Below are 17474 nucleotides of genomic sequence, written 5' to 3' on the forward strand. Positions count from 1 at the left end.
GCGGGCTCCAGGAGGAGACGACGATCCTCGGTGTGCCGTGCCTGACCGTTCGGCCCAACACCGAACGGCCCATCACCATCACCCACGGCACCAACCGCCTCGTGACGTTCGAGGAACTGGTCCCGGCCGCGCGCAAGGCGCTGGGCGCACCGGAGACACCCCACCGGACGCCACCCCTGTGGGACGGCCACGCAGGCGAACGCATCGCCGACGTCATCCGGAGCTGGAGGGGGGTCGCGTGATGGACCTCGTCGTGATCGGACTCGGCTACGTGGGCCTCCCGCTCGTGCGGGCGGCGTGCCGGGCCGGGCTGCGCACCGGCGGCCTCGACCTCGACGCCCGCGTGGTGGACGGCCTGCGCGCCGGACGCTCGCACATCGACGACGTCTCGCCCGCCGAGGTCGCCGAGATGCTCGGCCAGGGGTTCGAGCCCAGCGTGGACGAGGACATCCTGGACGGCGCGCGGACGGTGGTCATCTGCGTCCCGACCCCGCTGTCGGAGGAGGGCGGGCCCGACCTGACCGCCGTCCGCGGCGCCGCCGAGACGATCGCCCGGCATCTGGAGCCCGGGATGCTGGTGGTGCTGGAGTCGACCACCTACCCGGGCACGACCGACGAGGTCGTCCGGCCGATCCTGGAGAAGTCCGGCCTGAACGCGGGGGAGGAGTTCCACCTGGCCTTCTCGCCCGAGCGGATCGACCCGGGCAACCCCGTCTACGGCATCCGGAACACACCGAAGATCGTCGGTGGTTTCAGCCCGGCGTGCGCGTCGGCCGCCGCCGCGTTCTACGGCAAGTTCGTCGACCGGGTCGTGGAGGCCAAGGGCACCCGCGAGGCCGAGATGGCCAAGCTGCTGGAGAACACCTACCGCCATGTGAACATCGCGCTCGTGAACGAGATGGCGGTGTTCTGCGACGAGCTGGGCGTGGACCTGTGGGACGCGATCGACTGCGCCGCGACCAAGCCGTTCGGCTTCCAGGCGTTCCGCCCGGGGCCCGGGGTCGGCGGGCACTGCATCCCGATCGACCCGAACTACCTGTCGTACAAGGTGCGCTCCCTCGGGTACCCGTTCCGGTTCGTGGAGCTGGCCCAGGAGATCAACGACCGGATGCCCCGGTACGTCGTCGAACGCGCGCAGCAGCTCCTCAACCGCGAGGGGCGGGCCCTGAAAGGCGCGAAGGTGCTGCTCCTGGGCGTCACTTACAAGGCCGACATCGCCGACCAGCGCGAGTCCCCGGCCCGGCCCGTCGCCCGCCGCCTGGCCCGCCTCGGCGCCGAGCTGACCTACCACGACCCGCACGTCGCGTCCTGGCGGGTGGACGGCACCGACGTCCCGCGCGCCGGTGACCTGCCCGCCGCGCTGGAGGCCGCCGACCTGACGGTCGTGCTCACCGGCCACCGGGACTACGACGGCGCGATGCTCGCCCGCCACGCGCGCCTGATCTTCGACGCCGTCGGCCACACCCGCGACGACCCGGGCCCCGCCACCGAACTCCTCTGACGCCCCTGTTCACGCCCGGTCGCCCGGCTCGCCGGGGGCCGTCGCCTTCACACGAGCAGGAGCGGGAGCCCATGCCGGGAACGAAGGACGCTCGCCAGCCGCCGCCCCGAGAACGGGCGGCGCGAACGCGGCACCAGCACCCAGCTCGGCGGGTGCCGCCGCGCGAGCGCGAGGATGCCCCGGACGGGGTCGCCGTCGACCGTGACCATCCGCCAGCGGGCCCCGGCCGGGTCGAGGATCTCCGACAGCCGGGTCAGCGCGGCGATCTCCAGGTCGCCGTTGCGCCAGCACTCCAGGGCCGAGGGGTCGAACGCCGCCGTCCAGGGCGGCCGGGACAGCAGCGCCACCGTCACCGGGCCGCCGGTGGCCGCCGCGAGCCGTGCGGCCTGGTGCGCCGCCATCTCGCGGCGGCCGTCGGTGACGGCGATCAGGTGCCCGCCCGTCCGGCCGCCCGCCCACGCGGGGACGGCGGGCGGCCTGCCCCGCTCGTGGTCGGGCACGGCCTACACCAGCCCGTTCTCGTAGGCGTAGATCACGACCTGGACCCGGTCGCGCACCCCGAGCTTCTGGTAGAGGTGCTTGACGTGCGACTTCACGGTGCTCGCCCCGAGCACGAGCAGTTCGGCCATCTCCTCGTTGCTGTGGCCGCGGACGAGCAGCCGGAAGACGTCCAACTCCCGGTCGGTGAGGTCGGGCATCTCGATCGTCCGCCCGGTGGACAGCGTGGGCCGGCGCGCGAACTCCCGGACGAGCCGCCGCGTCACCGACGCCGACAGCAGCGCCTCGCCCGCCGCGACCTCGTGCACGGCCTCCACGAGCGTGCGTGCGGGCGCGTCCTTGAGGATGAACCCGGTCGCGCCGATGCGCAGCGCTTCGAACAGGTGCTCGTCCTGGTCGAACATCGTGAGGATGATGACCTTGGTGTCGATGCCGGAGCCGGGCGCGCAGATCTCGCGCGTCGCCTCCAGCCCGTCCTTGCGCGGCATGTGGATGTCCATCAGGACGATGTCGGGGTTCAGCAGCCGGACGTCGCGGACGGCCTCGACGCCGTCCGCCGACTCGCCGACGATCGCGATGTCGGGCGCGCCGCCGAAGGTGGCGCGCAGCCCGCCGCGCACCAGCGGCTGGTCGTCGACGATCAGGACGCGGATTTCATGCATCGGCTTCCCCTGTCGTACCAGCGGGCCGTGGACTCGTTGGTCGGAATGCGCGCGCGGACCAGGAAACCGCCGGAGGGCAGTGTTCCGCATTCGAAGGAGCCGTTGACCTCCTGGACCCTTTCGCGGAGCCCGGCAAGCCCGTGGCAGACATTTTGGCCACGCTCGATGAAGGGGACGATCGGCAGGGTGTGGATATCATCGCCGGCGGTGCTGGCCGCGCCACTGGCGACGCACAGCTCCAGTTCGTCGCCAAAGCGCAGCGAGGCGCGGACGGGTCCGCCGCCGTGTTTGACGGCGTTGGTGAGCCCTTCCTGCACGATGCGGTACGCGGTGTGCCGCAGCTCCGCCTGGAGCCGGTCCTGCACACCGGCATTCTCCAGCATGACGGTGAAGCCCGCGCCCGGCGTCCGGACGCCGAGTTCGGTGATCCCGCCGGCGAGCGTGTGCTCGGAAAAGGATTCCGCGACCGTCGAGGAAACACGTTCGCGTGTCCTGGTGCGGGCGAGCCGGGCGCCGAGGGCGCCCCGGGCGGGGTCGTCGGAGCCGGTAGGGGGATGGGCGCGCAGCTCGCCGACCAGGCGGCGGACGTCGTTCAACGTCGCGTGGACCGCGTCGTCGATCGCTTCGGCGACAGGCTTGGCTCGCGGGGCGACGAGCGGCAGCCGCCGGGCGCACATCGAGACGAGGAGCATCCCGTGCCCCACGGTGTCGTGCAGTTCCCGCGCTATCCGCTGCCGTTCCAGATGAATCGCGGCGCCCACCCGGCGGGACAGCTGCCGACGCCGCGGCCAGGTCAGTCCGCCGATTGTGAAGGCGCCCAGCATGAACCCGATGAGAAACTCGAGATCTACCACGAACTCCCACGTCAAAAGCGGTGTCGCTGTATAGGGCATCTTTTCCCCCATGGCCCCGAAGACATCTGACAATTGGTGCAGGTGTGGCGGGGGAACAAAGTGATCGCTGGCACATAACGCTGCGGCCGTGCGCGGAAGTCACCCTGTCCTTCGCCGACTCTATCCCGATACTCATTGGTCTGCAAGAGATTTGTAAGTAAATCCTAAGTGGCCGGACACCGCGTCTGAAGTGTCATTATCACCCTGTGATCAACTAGCCTTACTGGCCGTGAGAAATGCGGGGAAGGGGAATCGGCTCGTGGTTGTTATCTAGTCAAGAAAGCCGTCGCCATTGTCGGGAACCGCCAGCGGAAGCCGAATACGGACGAGCATGCCGCCGCCCGGCGCCGTGTCCAGACCGACCTCGCCGCCGTGCGCCGAGACCACGGCGGCCACGATCGAGAGGCCGAGCCCGGAGCCGCCGCGGTCGCGCGAACGGGACGCGTCGGCGCGGTAGAACCGCTCGAAGGCGTGCGAACGCTGCTCGGCGGTGAGGCCGGGACCCTCGTCCTCGACCTCGACCACCGCGCCGTCCGACCGCGCGGCGTACCGCACGACCGCCGCCGTTCCGTCCGGCGTGTGCTGGCGGATGTTGGCCAGCAGGTTCGCCAGCACCTGCCGGAGCCGGTGGGCGTCGCCGGCCACGATGAGCGGCCCCTCGCCCTCCAGCGCGACCGGACGCCCCGGCGCGACGGCGCGCGCGTCCGACACCGCGTCGCCGGCGAGCGCGGCGAGGTCGACGGGTTCCCGCTCCAGCGCCCGGCCCTGGTCGAGCCGGGCGAGCAGGAGCAGCTCGTCCACCAGCACGCTCATCCGCTCGGCCTCGGACTCGATGCGCGCCATCGCCTTGGCGAGGTCCTCGGGGCGTCCCGCCGCGCCGCGCCGGAACAGCTCCGCGTAACCTCGGATCGTCGCGACCGGGGTGCGCAGCTCGTGCGAGGCGTCGGCGACGAAGCGGCGCAGCCGCTCCTCGGCCGCGCGCCGCTCCCGGAACGCCGCCTCGATCTGGCCGAGCATGCCGTTGAGCGCCTGGCCGAGCCGTCCCACCTCGGTTCGCCGGTCGGCACGCCGCACCCGCCGGGTGAGGTCGCCCGCGCCGATGGCGGCGGCCGTCGCGCCGAACTGCTCCAGGGGGCGCAGCCCGCGCTTGACCACCAGCCCGGCCACGAGCGCCACCCCGAGCAGGGCCAGCAGCCCGAACACGGTCATCGAGCCCGCGGTGCGGCCCTCCAGCTCCTCCGACTCGGTGTTCTGGACGCCGAGCACCAGGAAGCGCGTGCGGGGGCCCGCCCCGGCGGGTCCCGGCAGCCAGGCGGTCCGGACGCGGAAGCCCGAGTCGCCGCCGCCGATCGTGAGGAACCGCTCGCCGTCGGGGTTGCGGTCCGTCACGCGCCCCGGCGCCAGGTCGCCGGGCAGCTCGGGGACCGGGCCGTAGTTCACGGTCTGGAGGACCCTGCCGTCCGCCGCCCGGATCTGGAACAGCGACGGGATGGCGCCGTCGGCCGCGAGGACGCGCCACAGGGCCGTCACGTCGTCCGGTGCGGACGTGGTCCTGAGCGCCTCGCGCGACCCGATCACGGCCTCGGCGCGCCTGCCGGGCGAGGTGAGCATCCGCTCGTCCCGCCCGGACGTCCAGTCGCGCACCGCCGCGAACGTCGCCAGCCCGGCGAGGAGCAGGCCGAGCGCCGCCAAGGCCACCGATGACAGGATGAGCCGTCTGCGCAGTGACACGTCCGTGAGTCTCCCGTCGCGTTCTGGCCTGGCGCTGTGCGGACTCTTAGAGAACCTTGTGAGTCAGGATTCCCTGCGTTTTCTATGAACGCGCGGACGGTGGCTGAAGAGCCGTCCGCTGCACTTGCCTCATGGAAACCTTCTCCAGGTTCGTGCTACGGCACAAGTTGTTCGTGGCCATGGTCTGGCTCGCCGTCACGGCCGCCGGAGCCTTCGCGGTCACGCAGGTCAGCGACCGCCTTGTCGAGGACTTCGCGCCCGCGGGATCGGCCGCGCGGGACGCCAACCAGGCCATCGACGCGACCTACCGCAGCGGGGGCGACAGCGCGCCCACGGTGCCGGTCATCGTCCTGCCCGAGGGCAGGACCGTGGACGACCCGGCCGTGCGGGCGTCGCTGGGCACCGCGTTCGAGAACGCGGCGAAGCGGCTGGACGCCCGTGTCGTCTCCTACGCCGACACCGGCGACCGGCGCTTCGTCGGCGCCGACGGCCGGACGACCTTCGGTTTCGTCTACCCGCGCCATCCCGCCGGAAAGCCGGTGGACGAGGCGCCCGACATCAGCAAACCCCTGGCACAGATCATTCAGCCCTCCCTGCCGACGGGCGCCACCCTGCGGGTGACGGGGATGGACCTGCTGTCGGAGGGGGCGGGCGAGGAGGGCGTCAGCGTCCTCACCGAGACGCTCGTCGGCGGCGTCGGCGCGCTGCTGGTGCTCGCGTTCGTCTTCGGCTCGTTCCTCGCGTTCGTCCCGCTGCTGATCGCCGTCGTGTCCATCCTCGGTTCGTTCCTCGCCGTGTACGGGTTGACGGAGCTCGGCGAGGTCAACTTCCTCGTGCAGTTCGTGGTCGCGCTCATCGGCCTCGGCGTCGCCGTCGACTACTCCTTGCTGCTGGTGACCCGCTGGCGGGAGGAGCGCGCCCACGGCCACGACGGCGAGGAGGCCGTCCACCGCGCCATGGCCACCGCCGGGCGCTCGGTGGTGTTCAGCGGCGTCGCGGTGAGCATCGGACTGATCGTCATGGTGGTGCTGCCCGTCCCGTTCCTGCGCAGCATCGCCTACGGCGGTGTGATCATCCCGGCCGTCAGCGTACTGGCGACGCTGACGCTGCTGCCGATCATCCTCGCCACCGCCGGGCCGCGCCTCGACTGGCCCCGGCTGCGCAAGGACTCGCACGCCAGCCGCGCCTGGGCGGCGTGGACCCGCGGCGTCATCCGGTTCCGCTTCCCGGCGGCGCTGGGCGCGATCGCGGTGCTGGTCGCGCTGGCTTTCGGCGGCCTGAACATCCACCTCGGGGAAGCGGGCAGCATCGCGGGGGCCAAGACCGGCCCCGCCCACGACGGCCTCGTCGCGCTGCGGTCGGCGGGAATCGGCTCGGGCGTCCTCACCCCGGTCGACGTGCTCGTCCCGGCGGGGAGCACGCCCGCGCAGGTGGCCTCGCGGCTCGCGGACGTGGAGGGCGTGCGGACGGCCGTCGCGCCGTCCGGCGAGGCGTGGCGGCAGGGCGGGTCTGCGCTGCTCTCGGTGGTCCCGGTGGACGAGGGCGGCACCAACGCCGGCCACGACACCGTCCGGCGGATCCGCGACGCGGTGCCGGCGAAGACCCACGTGGGCGGTGAGGCGGCCAGTGACATCGACTTCATCAACCAGGTGTACGGGGTGTTCCCCTGGATGCTCGGCCTGATCGCGCTGCTCACCTTCGTGCTGCTGGCGCGGGCGTTCCGGTCGCTGGTGCTGCCGCTCAAGGCCGTCGCGCTGAACCTGCTGTCGCTCGCCGCGGTGATCGGCTCGGTCACGCTGATCTGGCAGGAGGGGCACGGCAGCGACGCGGTCTGGGGGATCCCCGCCACCGGCGCGGTCGGCGCGTTCATCCCCTGCCTGATCTTCGCGTTCCTGTACGGGCTGTCGATGGACTACGAGGTCTTCATCCTCGCCCGCATCCGTGAGGAGTACGAGCGCACCGGCTCCACCAGGGAGGCGATCGTGGAGGGCCTCGGCCGGACGGGACGCCTCGTCACCAGCGCCGCGCTGATCCTCTGCCTGGCGTTCGCCTCGATGGCCGCCGCGCCGATGACCGAGGTCAAGGTCTTCGCCACCGGCCTCGGCCTCGGCATCCTGCTGGACGCCACGATCATCCGCGGCATCCTCGTGCCCGCGCTGATCTCGATGTTCGGCGACTGGAACTGGTGGCTGCCCGCCTGGGCCGCGCGGATCCTGCGGGTCCCGCCGTCCAGGGCGGTCGCCCGCCCGGAGGCGCCGGAGCTCGTTTCCGTGCCCGGCCCCGCCGGCACCTGATCGGCCCCGGTCACCGGAAGGCCCGGGACGCGCCCCGTGCGTCCCGGGCCTTCGTGCGCTCGGCGTGCGCCCGGCGTGCGTTTCGGCGCGCGCCCGGCGCCGCCGTCAGTGGTCTTTGGGGAGCCGTAGGACGTATCCGACGCGCGGGATGGTGTGGATCAGCGGCGGGTCGATGGCGTCGACCTTCCGGCGCAGGTAGCTGACATAGGTCTGCACGACGCCGTCGTTGCCGCCGTGGTCGTAGTTCCAGACGTGGTCGAGGATCTGCCGCTTGGTCAGGACGCGCCCCGCGTTGATGACGAGGTAGCGCAGCAGCTTGAACTCCGTGGGCGTCAGGTCGAGCGACTCGCCCTTGCGGCGCACCTCGTACGCCTCCTCGTCGATCACGAGGTCGGCGAACGACAGCCGCGCCTCGGCGGGTTCGGCGCTGCTCGTGCGCCGCAGCACGGCCCGGATCCGGGCGATCAGCTCCTCCAGGCTGAACGGCTTGGTGACGTAGTCGTCGCCGCCCACGGTCAATCCGGCGATCTTGTCTTCGGTGGCGTCCCGCGCGGTGAGGAAGACGACCGGCGCCGCGCATCCCTCGCGGCGGAGCCGGTGGCACGCGTCCAGCCCCGACCCGTCCGGGAGCATCACGTCGAGCACGATCAGGTCGGGTCGGAACTCGGTCACTTTCGCTGCCGTCTCGGCGCACGTCCCGGCGACCTCGGCGGTGTACCCCTCATACCGCAGAGCCGTGGCGACCAGGTCGGCGAGGTAGGGCTCGTCGTCTACGACGAGAACGCGCTGTGCGGGCTGATTCATGACTCCCAGTGTGAACCGCCGACCTTGGAGAACACAGAGAAAGCCGTGTGAGGGATCTACACGTGCCCGGGCGATCACCGGGGGCCGCCTCCTCCGGAGGGTCCGCCGATCGGCCTGCCGGGGGACGAATGGCCTCCCGCGGTAGGTGGAAGACGAAAGGCGGCCCGTTCCGTAGCGTCCCATCCGACGGAGTCCAAGGCGGTGCCGACGCGGTTCCGGCGTAGTCGTCGACGGAAAGGGGCGGTCCATGAAATCGGAATTCGATCTGTCCGGTGAGCATATCCTGGTGACCGGCGGGTCGCGGGGAATCGGCCGGGCGGTCGTGCTGGCGCTCGCCCGGGGTGGCGCGCGGGTCACCGCGTCCTATGTCAGCGGCGGCGAGGCGGTCGAGGCCCTCGACAAGACCCTCGCGGGCCTGGGCGCCGACTACCAGCTCGTACGCGCGGACGCGGCGAAGGCGGCCGACGTCTCCGCGCTCGTGGAGCGCGCGCACGAGCGTTTCGGCGGGCTGGCCGGGGTCGTCAACAACGCCGGGGTCGTCAGCCACCGCACGATCGACGACCTGGAGCCCGAGGAATGGCACCGCGTCCTCGACGTGAACCTCACCGGAATGTACCTGACCGTCCAGGCCGCGCTGAAACGGCTGGAGCCGGGCGCATCCATCGTCAATGTCACCTCGGCGGTCGCCTTCCGCGGAATGGCGGGACGGGTGCATTACACCGCCGCGAAATCAGGGGTCACCGGGCTCACCCGCTCCCTGTGCAAGGAACTCGGGCCGCGCGGATTCCGGGTGAACGGCATCGCCCCCGGGCTGGTGGAGACCGACCAGATGAGCGGTGTCCCGCAGGCGGCGCGCGACCGCTACTCCGGCATGATCGCGCTCGGCCGGATCGCCGATCCCGCCGAGGTCGCCGGGCCGGTGCTGTTCCTGCTCAGCGACGCCGCCCGCTACGTCACCGGCGCGACCCTGCACGTGGACGGCGGGATCTGATGATCAGGGCCACCCTGCGGATGCGCGTCCGCCCCGGCGGGGGCGCGGCGTTCGAGCGGGCCTTCGCCGCGGTCGCCGACGCGACCAGCCGCGAGCCCGCGAACCTCCGCCAGTCGCTGCTGCGCGGCGACGAACCCGACAGCTACGTGATCACGAGTGACTGGGCGAGCCTCGACGCGTTCCGCGCGTTCGAGAGCAGCCCCGAGCAGGACCGGCTGACGGCGCCGCTGCGCGAGCTGCGGCTTTCGGCCGACATGCGCGTCGACGAGATCGTCCGGCACGTCGACGCCGCCGAGCCCGAGACCCGCCGGGCCGATCAGGAGAAGGAGTCGAGATGACCGTACGGGTGATGGTGTTCGCGTCCGTCAAGGAGGACCAGCGCGGCCCGTTCGAGGCCGCCTATACCGAGGTCGCGTCCACGGTGGCGGGCACGCCGGGACACGTCCGCGACGAGCTGCTGCGCGACGACGCCCGACCGGGCGGCTACATCCTGCTGAGCGAGTGGGAGAGCGAGGAGCAGTTCCGCGCCTGGGAGGACGCGCCCGTCCACCGGCGGGCGACGACGCCGATGCGGCCGTACTGGGCGGGGCGGATCGAACGGAAGATCTACCCGGTGCGGGCGACCGCGGACGGTGTCAGGCCGGGCGAGGGGGCATGAGGGTCCCGGACGACGGCGGCGTCGCGATCGTCGGCGGCGGCATCGGCGGGCTGACCGCCGCGGTCGCGCTGCGCGGGATCGGCGTCCGGACCACGGTGCACGAGCGCGCGCCCGACCTGGGCCGGATCCAGACCGGCGGCGGCCTGATGCTGTGGCACAACGCGGTCCGCGCGCTCCACCTCCTCGGCCTCCGGGACGAGCTGGCCAAGATCGGGCACGAGATCCGGGCGCAGGAGTTCCACTCCTGGCGGGGCCGGCGGCTGGCGCGGTGGCCGGTGGCCGAGATCAGCGAGCGGACCGGCGTGCCCGTCTACGCGGTGAGCCGCCCGGAGCTGCACCGCATGCTGACCGGCCAGGTCGGCGCCGACCTGCGGCTCGGCTCCCGGTGCACCGGGTTCGCCACCGGGCGGGACGGCGCCACGCTGCGGCTGTCCCGGTCCGGCGGGCGGAGCGAGGAGGTCCACCGCGACCTGCTCGTCGGCGCGGACGGGCTGCGCTCGACCGTCCGGGCCGCGCTGATGCCCTACGAGCCGCCGCCCCGCTACGCCGGGTACACCGCGTGGCAGGGCGTCGTCCCGGACCCGGGCGTTCGGCCGGGGGTGTTCGTCAACATCTGGGGACGGGGCCGCCGGTTCGTCTACTACCCGCTCGCGGACGGCCTCGTCTACTGGGACGCCATCACCAGCGACCGGATCGGCCACGGGCTGGACGCGCTCGGCGCCACCGGCGGGGAGATCGTGACCGAGCAGTTCGCGGGCTGGCCCGACCCGGTCGCCGCGCTCGTCGCCGCCACCCCGCCCGAAGAGATCACCCCCATCGACATCTACGACCGCGACCCCGTCCGCCGCTGGAGCACCGGCCGGGTCACGCTGCTCGGCGACGCCGCCCACCCGATGGCCTTCAACCTCGGCCAGGGCGGCTGCCAGTCGATCGAGGACGCGCTCGTGCTCCGCCAGTGCGTGGACGAGGCCGGCCCGACCGGCGCGGCGCTGGAGCTGTACGAGCGGCGCCGGCTGCCGCGCACGACCACGATCGTCCGGCGGTCGCGGGCCATCGGCTCGCTGTCGCGCTGGCAGAACCCCGCGCTGTGCCGGGTCCGCGAGGGCTTCATGCGGATCGCGTTCCGGCGCCTCGTCTACCGCAAGACCGCCGACCTGATCACCGCAACCGACTACTAGAGGAGGCGACCGCGATGCTCGCGAGGACGCTGTCCATGGTCGTGCTGTTCGGCAGCGGCACGGTGGCGGGCACCCTGTTCGCCGTGTGGCGCGCGATCGTGCCCACCCTCGTCGCGCTGCCGGGGGACCGCTACGTGCAGGTGCATCAGCTGCTCGACCGGCGGTTCGATCCGCTGCTGCCGTGGGTGACCCGCGTGACGATGGCGACCGCCGTGGTGTTCGCGCTGCTGCCGGTCGGGCTCACCGCGCGGCTGCTGTGCGGCGCGGGGCTCGCCATGTCCGTCCTGGTCGCGGTGGTCTCCGACACCCGCAACGTGCCGATCAACCGCACGATCTCCGGGTGGGACCCCGAGGCGGCCCCGGCCGGCTGGGACGACCTGCGCGCCCGCTGGTGCCGCGCCAACTCCGTTCGAACGGCGTTCGCGCTGGCCGGGTTCGGCCTGTACGCGCTCGCCGCACTGTCCATCGACTGACCGGCTCGCAGAAAGGGAGTTCATCGTGGAACGTCACGCGATCATGTTCAGGATCAAGCCCGGCACCGAGGAGGCGGTCAAGGAGCTGCTCGCCGGGTACGCGCCGCCCGAGTGGACGGCGCCCGACGGCACCCGGCTGGTCAGCACCTCGGTGTTCCTCAAGGACGACCTCGTCGTCCGGATGATCGAGATCGAGGGGAACCTGCCCGGCCTGATGGCGCACCTGTCGTCGCAGCCCGAGATCCAGCGGGTCGAGCGGGAGATCTCCCAGTACCTCGCCGAGGAGCGCGACACCAGCACCCCCGAGGGGACCCGCGACTTCTTCATCAACTCGCTCATGCGGCACGTCACGACGCGCCGCTCCGAACCCGCGCAGGCCCCCGCGTGAGCCCCCTCGGGACGCCGCCCGCCGGGATGATGATCGACGTCCACGGGCACCTGGCCGCCGCGGGCGCGGGCGGGCTCGGGCCGCCGAGCCTGTTCGACCCCGAGGGCTCGATCGAGGCCAAGCGCGAGCAGGGCATCGGGCTCACGGTGATCGGCAGCCCGTGCGGCGCGGGCTCGATGCTGCCCGGCGCGGCGGCGGACAACTACAAGCAGCCCGTCGCCAAGGTCCGCGCGTACAACGAGGCGATCGGCGACCTCGTCGACCGCTTCCCGGACGCGCTGCGCGCCTACGCCTACCTCGACCCGTTCGGCGGGGACGCGATGCTGGAGCAGGCAGCCGAGCTGACGAGGGACCCGCGCTTCGTCGGGCTGATCGTCAACAGCAGCGTCGACGGGGAGTACCTGAGCGCGCCGCGCGCGGACGGCTTCTTCGCGATGGCCGCCGAGACGGGCGTGCCGGTGCTGGTGCACCCGCCCGCCGCGCCGGTCGGGACGGCCGCGATGGGCGGGCACCTCGGCCTCGTCGAGCACGCGGTCAGGCCGTGCGACATCACGGCGGGCATCGCCGCGATCGTGTGCGCGGGCTGGCTGGAGCGCTACCCCGCCGTCCGGCTGATCGCCGCGGGCGGCGGTGGCGGGCTCGCGCACCTCCCGGAGAAGCTGGACGCGGCGATGCGCCCGTGGCCGGGCCAGCCGCCGTCGGGCCCGCACGGTTCGCCGGGGACGGTGGTGCCGAGCGAGTCGCTCGCCCGGATCCACGTCGACACCTCCTTTCCGAACGCGGCGCAGCTGCGCGCCAACCTGACGACGTTCTCCGCCTCCCAGATTCTTCTCGGAACGGATGCGCCGCCATTGATGGACCAGCTGAAGCCCATTACCGACATCATCGCGAGCGAACTGCGCGACCCGGCCGAACGCGAGCGGGTCGCCTGGCGGAACGCGGCGGAGCTCTTCGATCTGGCCTGACCGGCCATGAACTTGTCCTGAACCTGCCCTGACCATTTTCCAATCGACGGCCGCGCACCTGGCCCCCGGGGTGCGCGGCCGTCGGCATGCCCGGACACGTGGGGCTTCTCCACCTTGCGGAGGATGGTCCGGCTTCGGTGAGGAGGCCGCAATTCACGTCGGCGGGGGAAGACCCGGCCCGTCCTGACATTTAACCTAAAGGTGATTCCAAGGGAAACCTAAGGAGCACCTGTGACCGACCGGATTCTCATAGTCGCACGAATGCGACCTGATTCAGCCGACGCGGTGGCCGGGTTGTTCGGCGCGTCCGACGAGACGGAACTGCCCCGGGTCCTCGGGGTGACCCGCCGGAATCTCTTCCGGTACCAGGATCTGTACTTCCACTACGCCGAGTTCGCCGGCCCCGCGTCCGAGGCGATGGCCGTGGCGCGGGAGCGCGGCGACTTCCGGCGGCTGAGCGACGAGCTGAGCCCGCACATCGCGCCGTTCGACCCGGCGACCTGGCGCGGCCCCGCCGACGCGATGGCGCGCGGCTTCTACGAGTGGACGGGGGACGCCCGATGACCGCCCTCGACGCGCGCGGCGCCGCGCTCGCCGCGGACCCGGCGGAGGAGAAGTGGCTCCGGTGCGGGCGGTGCGGCGTGTCGGTCTACATCCCGCGCCTCGTCCGCAACCGGCACGTGTGCCCCGAGTGCGGGCACCACCGCCGCCTCGGCGCCCGCGAGCGCCTCGACGTCCTGGTGGACGAGGGGTCCTTCAGCCCGGCGGAGCAGGTGCGCGGCGCGGACCCGCTCGGGTTCAGCGACTCCCGCCCCTACACCGACCGGCTCGCGACGGCGCGGCGGCGGACCGGCCTCGCGGACGCGATGCTCTACGGCGGCGCCGCGATCGGCGGGCACCCGGTCATGGTCGCGGTCATGGACTTCGGGTTCATGGGCGGCAGCATGGGCTCGGCGGTCGGCGAGACGGTGGCGCGGGCGGCCGAGGAGGCCGAGGCGCGGCGGTGGCCGCTGGTCCTGGTCGCCGGGTCCGGCGGCGCCCGGATGCAGGAGGGCGCGCTCTCGCTGATGCAGATGGCGAAGACGGCGCAGGCCCTCGAACGGCTCCGGGACGCGGGCGTGCCGTCGGTCTGCGTGCTGACCGACCCGACGTTCGGCGGCGTCACCGCGTCGTTCGCGACGCTGGCCGACCTGCTGGTCGCCGAGCGCGGCGGCCTGATCGGGTTCGCCGGGCCGCGCGTGATCGAGGCCGCGACCCGGGAGACGCTGCCCGCCGGGTTCCAGACGGCGGAGTACCTCAAGGAACAGGGCATGCTCGACCGGGTGGAGCCGCGCGACGGCCTGCGCCCGCTCCTCGCCCGGCTGCTGACCCTGCTCGCGGGCGACCGCAAGCCGCCGTCCGGCGCCTCCGCCGGGACCGCGGCGAGGACGGCGGCCCGCGCCTCCGGACGCAGCGCGTGGGAGACCGTCCGGCTGGCCCGCGACATCGCCCGGCCGACGACGCTCGACTACATCTGGCGGATCTGCGGCGACTTCGTGGCGCTGCACGGCGACCGGCACTTCCGCGACGACCCGGCGATCGTCGGCGGCATCGGCGACATCGACGGCGTCAGCGTGATGATCATCGGCCACCAGAAGGGCCACGACACCAAGGAGCTCGTCGCCCGCGGGTTCGGGATGCCGGGCCCCGAGGGCTACCGCAAGGCGCTGCGCCTGATGCGCCGGGCCGACACGCTCGGCCTGCCCGTCGTCACGCTCGTCGACACGCAGGGCGCGGCGCCCGGCATCGGCGCCGAGGAGCGCGGCCAGGCGTGGGCGATCTCCGAGTGCGTCGCCGGGATGTCGCGGCTGCGGGTGCCGGTCGTCTCCACCGTCACCGGGGAGGGCGGCAGCGGCGGCGCGCTCGCGCTGGCCGTCGCCAACACCGTGCTGATGATGGAGAACGCCTGCTACTCGGTGATCAGTCCGGAGAGCTGCTCGACGATCCTGCACGGCGACCCGTCGAAGGGCGCCGAGATGGCCGAGGCCCTGCGCGTCACCGCGCCGGAACTGCTCGCGCTCGGCGTCGTCGACGGGGTGGTGGACGAGCCGGAGGGCGGCGCGCAGGCCGACCCCGCCGCGGCCGCCGCGTCCCTGAAGGCCGCCGTGCTGTCCGCGCTCGCGGACCTCGGCGGGCTGGACGGCGGCGAACTGCGCGACCGGCGCCACGCCCGGTTCCGCCGCCAGGGGGTGGTCGTCGATGGCTGAGCCCACCGCGTCCGCCGAGCAGACCGAGCGGACCGAGCAGACCGAGCAGACCGGCCAGACCGGCCGGCCCGCACGACCCGCCGAGCAGCCGGGGCACGAGTCGCTGCGGCTGCTCCGCGAGGAGGTCAGCCACCTCGTCAAGACCGTCCCCGGGCCGGTCACCAGCGTGTCCGCGCGCCTCGGCGAATGCGTTCTCGAGGTCACCTGGGCGTCGCAGGCCGCCCCAAACGTCGAGCGCACCGTCATCGCCGCCCCGGCCCCCGCGGAGGCTTCCGCGGAGGCCCCCGCGCCGCCCGCCGACGACACGCTCAAGCGCGTCACCGCCCCGCTCGTCGGGACGTTCTACGTGGCGCCCGAGCCCGGCGCGCCCCCGTTCGTCCAGCCGGGCGACCGGATCGAGGCCGGCCAGACGATCGGGATCGTCGAGGCGATGAAGCTGATGAACCCGGTCGTGTCCGACTGGGCCGGCGAGGTGCTCCAGGTGATGGCGGCCGACGCCGAGCCGGTGGAGTTCGGGCAGGTCCTCGTCAGGGTCAGGACGGAGCGGACATGAGCCGCCCGATCGGCACGGTGCTGATCGCCAACCGGGGCGAGATCGCGTTGCGGGTGGCGCGCTCCTGCCGCGAGATGGGGGTGCGCAGCGTGGCGGTCTACTCGACCGCCGACCGCGACTCCGCCGTCGTCCGGTACGCGGACGAGGCGGTGCACATCGGGCCCGCGCCGGCCCGCCGCAGCTACCTGTACGTGCCGAACATCGTCGAGGCCGCGTTGCGCACCGGCGCCGACGCCGTCCACCCGGGCTACGGGTTCCTGTCCGAGGACCCCGACTTCGCGCAGGTGTGCGCGGAGAACGGGCTCGCCTTCATCGGCCCGCGCCCGGACGTGATGGAGTGCGTCGGCGACAAGGCCCGGGTCCGCGCGCTCATGGGCGCGGCCGGCCTGCCGCTGCTGCCGGGCAGCGACGGCAGCGTGCCGACGCTCGCGGCCGCCGAGGAGGTCGCCGCCGAGATCGGCTACCCGGTGATCGTGAAGGCGGCGGCCGGGGGCGGCGGGCGCGGCATCGAGGTCGCCCGCGACCGCGCCGACCTCCAGGAGGTGTTCCGCCGGACGACCGCGCTCGCGCGCCAGGTGTTCGGGATCGGGGACGTCTACCTGGAGAAGTTCGTCCCGGCGGCGCGGCACGTGGAGGTCCAGCTCCTCTGCGACGAGCACGGCGCGGCCGTCCACCTGGGGGAGCGGGACTGCTCGCTGCAACGCCGCAACCAGAAGCTCGTGGAGGAGTCGCCGTCGCCGGGGCTGGCCGGGGACCTGCGCGACGCGCTGGGCGAGTACGCCCTCACGGGGGCGCGCGCCGTCGGCTACACCGGCGCGGGGACGATGGAGTTCCTCGTCGACACCTCCGGCGCGCTCACGTTCATGGAGATCAACGGGCGCATCCAGGTCGAGCACCCCGTCACCGAGATGATGACCGGAATCGACCTGGTCAAGGAGCAGATCCGCGTCGCCGCCGGGGAGCCCCTCGGGTACGGGCAGGACGACGTCCGCCCGCACGGCGCGGCGCTGGAGTGCCGCGTCAACGCCGAGGACCCGGCCGCCGGGTTCCGGCCCACCCCGGGACGCCTTGAGGTGTTCCGCCCGCCGGGCGGCCCGGGGGTGCGGGTCGACTCGGGGTTCGCGCAGGGCGACTCCGTCCCGCCGAACTACGACTCGCTCATCGCCAAGCTTGTCACCTGGGCGCCGACCCGGGACGAGGCGATCGAGCGGGCGCTGCGCGGGCTCGCCGAGTTCGCCGTGCGGGGCCCCGGCGTCGCCACGACCATCCCGCTGCTCCAGCGCCTGCTGACGCACCCGGTGTTCGTCCGGGGCGAGCACACGACCCGATTCGTCGACGCACTCATGGCCGGGCCGAGACCGGCCGAGGAACAGGAGAGATAAGCGATGCCCACGCAGCACATCACCGACGCGGACGTCCTGGAACTGCTCGTCGCCGTCGGGTTGGACCGCGCCGCCGGCGCCGAGTCGCTCGCCCGCTCGTTCGAGGACCTCAACCTCGACTCGCTGGCCCGGATGGAGATCGCCACCCGGATCCAGGACCGCTACGACATCGACGTCGAGGAGGACCTGACCGCCGAGCTGACCCCCGAGGGGCTGCGGCGCATGGTCGTCGAACGCCGTCCCGCCGCCTGACCCGC

Annotated in this window: 20 protein-coding genes; 15 read left to right on the forward strand and 5 right to left on the reverse strand. The window is 72.9% G+C overall.

Features of this window, described 5'->3' with window-relative positions; all coding sequences use genetic code 11:
* Both GNZ18_RS17735 and GNZ18_RS17740 read left to right on the forward strand, forming a co-directional pair.
* A partial coding sequence (locus tag GNZ18_RS17735; protein WP_173390805.1) for a UDP-N-acetylglucosamine 2-epimerase occupies positions 1 to 242 on the forward strand: 242 nt, incomplete at its 5' end.
* Entirely contained in the window at positions 242 to 1501 is a 1260-nt protein-coding gene (locus tag GNZ18_RS17740) for a nucleotide sugar dehydrogenase (RefSeq protein ID WP_156217637.1), read from the forward strand. The genes GNZ18_RS17735 and GNZ18_RS17740, both read left to right, overlap by 1 nt.
* Before the next feature lie 47 nt (positions 1502 to 1548).
* Here GNZ18_RS17740 and GNZ18_RS17745 read toward each other — a convergent pair whose 3' ends face one another.
* From GNZ18_RS17745 to GNZ18_RS17760, 4 genes are all read right to left on the reverse strand, one after another.
* Positions 1549 to 2001, reverse strand: coding sequence for a universal stress protein (locus GNZ18_RS17745; protein WP_156217638.1), 453 nt, complete (start codon positions 1999 to 2001; stop codon positions 1549 to 1551).
* Positions 2002 to 2004: 3 nt separating this feature from the next.
* Positions 2005 to 2661: a response regulator gene (locus tag GNZ18_RS17750; protein WP_156217639.1), complete on the reverse strand. Its 657-nt coding sequence runs from the start codon at positions 2659 to 2661 to the stop codon at positions 2005 to 2007.
* A complete protein-coding gene (locus tag GNZ18_RS17755) occupies positions 2640 to 3566 on the reverse strand; it encodes a sensor histidine kinase (protein ID WP_156217640.1) in 927 nt (308 codons plus the stop codon). Before GNZ18_RS17755 ends, GNZ18_RS17750 begins: the two co-directional genes overlap by 22 nt.
* Before the next feature lie 258 nt (positions 3567 to 3824).
* Entirely contained in the window at positions 3825 to 5285 is a 1461-nt protein-coding gene (locus GNZ18_RS17760; protein ID WP_173390806.1) for a sensor histidine kinase, read from the reverse strand.
* Positions 5286 to 5416: 131 nt separating this feature from the next.
* Between GNZ18_RS17760 and GNZ18_RS17765 the strand changes: the two genes are divergently transcribed.
* The gene (locus GNZ18_RS17765; RefSeq protein ID WP_156217641.1) at positions 5417 to 7579 is read left to right on the forward strand and encodes an MMPL family transporter; all 2163 of its coding nucleotides are present in this window, start codon (positions 5417 to 5419) and stop codon (positions 7577 to 7579) included.
* A gap of 105 nt (positions 7580 to 7684) precedes the next feature.
* Here GNZ18_RS17765 and GNZ18_RS17770 read toward each other — a convergent pair whose 3' ends face one another.
* Positions 7685 to 8383, reverse strand: a complete 699-nt coding sequence (locus GNZ18_RS17770) for a response regulator transcription factor (protein ID WP_156217642.1) — start codon at positions 8381 to 8383, stop codon at positions 7685 to 7687.
* Positions 8384 to 8630: 247 nt separating this feature from the next.
* Between GNZ18_RS17770 and GNZ18_RS17775 the strand changes: the two genes are divergently transcribed.
* The 12 genes from GNZ18_RS17775 to GNZ18_RS17830 all read left to right on the forward strand — a co-directional run bounded on the left by GNZ18_RS17775 (position 8631) and on the right by GNZ18_RS17830 (position 17469).
* Complete coding sequence (locus tag GNZ18_RS17775; protein ID WP_156217643.1) at positions 8631 to 9374, forward strand: SDR family NAD(P)-dependent oxidoreductase; 744 nt, start codon at positions 8631 to 8633, stop codon at positions 9372 to 9374.
* The gene (locus GNZ18_RS17780) at positions 9374 to 9712 is read left to right on the forward strand and encodes an antibiotic biosynthesis monooxygenase family protein (protein WP_156217644.1); all 339 of its coding nucleotides are present in this window, start codon (positions 9374 to 9376) and stop codon (positions 9710 to 9712) included. The genes GNZ18_RS17775 and GNZ18_RS17780 overlap by 1 nt, the downstream gene beginning before the upstream one ends.
* Positions 9709 to 10032: an antibiotic biosynthesis monooxygenase family protein gene (locus GNZ18_RS17785; protein WP_156217645.1), complete on the forward strand. Its 324-nt coding sequence runs from the start codon at positions 9709 to 9711 to the stop codon at positions 10030 to 10032. Before GNZ18_RS17780 ends, GNZ18_RS17785 begins: the two co-directional genes overlap by 4 nt.
* Entirely contained in the window at positions 10029 to 11210 is a 1182-nt protein-coding gene (locus GNZ18_RS17790) for an FAD-dependent monooxygenase (protein WP_156217646.1), read from the forward strand. The genes GNZ18_RS17785 and GNZ18_RS17790 overlap by 4 nt, the downstream gene beginning before the upstream one ends.
* A gap of 14 nt (positions 11211 to 11224) precedes the next feature.
* Positions 11225 to 11683, forward strand: coding sequence for an anthrone oxygenase family protein (locus GNZ18_RS17795; RefSeq protein WP_156217647.1), 459 nt, complete (start codon positions 11225 to 11227; stop codon positions 11681 to 11683).
* Positions 11684 to 11708: 25 nt separating this feature from the next.
* The gene (locus GNZ18_RS17800; RefSeq protein ID WP_216651340.1) at positions 11709 to 12071 is read left to right on the forward strand and encodes a SchA/CurD-like domain-containing protein; all 363 of its coding nucleotides are present in this window, start codon (positions 11709 to 11711) and stop codon (positions 12069 to 12071) included.
* Positions 12068 to 13036 carry an amidohydrolase family protein gene (locus GNZ18_RS17805; RefSeq protein ID WP_156217648.1) on the forward strand — a complete coding sequence of 323 codons (969 nt, stop codon included), beginning with the start codon at positions 12068 to 12070 and terminating at the stop codon, positions 13034 to 13036. The genes GNZ18_RS17800 and GNZ18_RS17805 overlap by 4 nt, the downstream gene beginning before the upstream one ends.
* Before the next feature lie 261 nt (positions 13037 to 13297).
* Positions 13298 to 13600: a TcmI family type II polyketide cyclase gene (locus GNZ18_RS17810; RefSeq protein WP_156217649.1), complete on the forward strand. Its 303-nt coding sequence runs from the start codon at positions 13298 to 13300 to the stop codon at positions 13598 to 13600.
* Positions 13597 to 15282, forward strand: a complete 1686-nt coding sequence (locus GNZ18_RS17815) for an acetyl-CoA carboxylase carboxyltransferase subunit alpha (protein WP_156217650.1) — start codon at positions 13597 to 13599, stop codon at positions 15280 to 15282. The genes GNZ18_RS17810 and GNZ18_RS17815 overlap by 4 nt, the downstream gene beginning before the upstream one ends.
* Positions 15275 to 15835 (forward strand): acetyl-CoA carboxylase biotin carboxyl carrier protein, encoded by a 561-nt coding sequence (locus tag GNZ18_RS17820; RefSeq protein WP_156217651.1) that lies wholly within the window; start codon positions 15275 to 15277, stop codon positions 15833 to 15835. Before GNZ18_RS17815 ends, GNZ18_RS17820 begins: the two co-directional genes overlap by 8 nt.
* Positions 15832 to 17217, forward strand: a complete 1386-nt coding sequence (locus GNZ18_RS17825) for an acetyl-CoA carboxylase biotin carboxylase subunit (protein WP_156217652.1) — start codon at positions 15832 to 15834, stop codon at positions 17215 to 17217. Before GNZ18_RS17820 ends, GNZ18_RS17825 begins: the two co-directional genes overlap by 4 nt.
* Before the next feature lie 3 nt (positions 17218 to 17220).
* Positions 17221 to 17469 carry an acyl carrier protein gene (locus GNZ18_RS17830; protein WP_156217653.1) on the forward strand — a complete coding sequence of 83 codons (249 nt, stop codon included), beginning with the start codon at positions 17221 to 17223 and terminating at the stop codon, positions 17467 to 17469.
* Positions 17470 to 17474: the final 5 nt, after the last annotated feature.

It is taken from the genome of Actinomadura litoris, from assembly GCF_009733595.1.
Taxonomy (GTDB): Bacteria; Actinomycetota; Actinomycetes; order Streptosporangiales; family Streptosporangiaceae; genus Spirillospora; species Spirillospora litoris.

What these genes read in the sequence shown, in the direction of transcription:
- GNZ18_RS17740 (WP_156217637.1), top strand. Translation starts at nt 242, where the DNA reads ATGGACCTCGTCGTGATCGGACTCGGCTACGTGGGCCTCCCGCTCGTG.
- GNZ18_RS17750 (WP_156217639.1), bottom strand. Translation starts at nt 2,661, where the DNA reads ATGCATGAAATCCGCGTCCTGATCGTCGACGACCAGCCGCTGGTGCGC.
- GNZ18_RS17755 (WP_156217640.1), bottom strand. Translation starts at nt 3,566, where the DNA reads ATGGGGGAAAAGATGCCCTATACAGCGACACCGCTTTTGACGTGGGAG.
- GNZ18_RS17765 (WP_156217641.1), top strand. Translation starts at nt 5,417, where the DNA reads ATGGAAACCTTCTCCAGGTTCGTGCTACGGCACAAGTTGTTCGTGGCC.
- GNZ18_RS17770 (WP_156217642.1), bottom strand. Translation starts at nt 8,383, where the DNA reads ATGAATCAGCCCGCACAGCGCGTTCTCGTCGTAGACGACGAGCCCTAC.
- GNZ18_RS17775 (WP_156217643.1), top strand. Translation starts at nt 8,631, where the DNA reads ATGAAATCGGAATTCGATCTGTCCGGTGAGCATATCCTGGTGACCGGC.
- GNZ18_RS17780 (WP_156217644.1), top strand. Translation starts at nt 9,374, where the DNA reads ATGATCAGGGCCACCCTGCGGATGCGCGTCCGCCCCGGCGGGGGCGCG.
- GNZ18_RS17785 (WP_156217645.1), top strand. Translation starts at nt 9,709, where the DNA reads ATGACCGTACGGGTGATGGTGTTCGCGTCCGTCAAGGAGGACCAGCGC.
- GNZ18_RS17790 (WP_156217646.1), top strand. Translation starts at nt 10,029, where the DNA reads ATGAGGGTCCCGGACGACGGCGGCGTCGCGATCGTCGGCGGCGGCATC.
- GNZ18_RS17795 (WP_156217647.1), top strand. Translation starts at nt 11,225, where the DNA reads ATGCTCGCGAGGACGCTGTCCATGGTCGTGCTGTTCGGCAGCGGCACG.
- GNZ18_RS17810 (WP_156217649.1), top strand. Translation starts at nt 13,298, where the DNA reads ATGCGACCTGATTCAGCCGACGCGGTGGCCGGGTTGTTCGGCGCGTCC.
- GNZ18_RS17815 (WP_156217650.1), top strand. Translation starts at nt 13,597, where the DNA reads ATGACCGCCCTCGACGCGCGCGGCGCCGCGCTCGCCGCGGACCCGGCG.
- GNZ18_RS17820 (WP_156217651.1), top strand. Translation starts at nt 15,275, where the DNA reads ATGGCTGAGCCCACCGCGTCCGCCGAGCAGACCGAGCGGACCGAGCAG.
- GNZ18_RS17825 (WP_156217652.1), top strand. Translation starts at nt 15,832, where the DNA reads ATGAGCCGCCCGATCGGCACGGTGCTGATCGCCAACCGGGGCGAGATC.
- GNZ18_RS17830 (WP_156217653.1), top strand. Translation starts at nt 17,221, where the DNA reads ATGCCCACGCAGCACATCACCGACGCGGACGTCCTGGAACTGCTCGTC.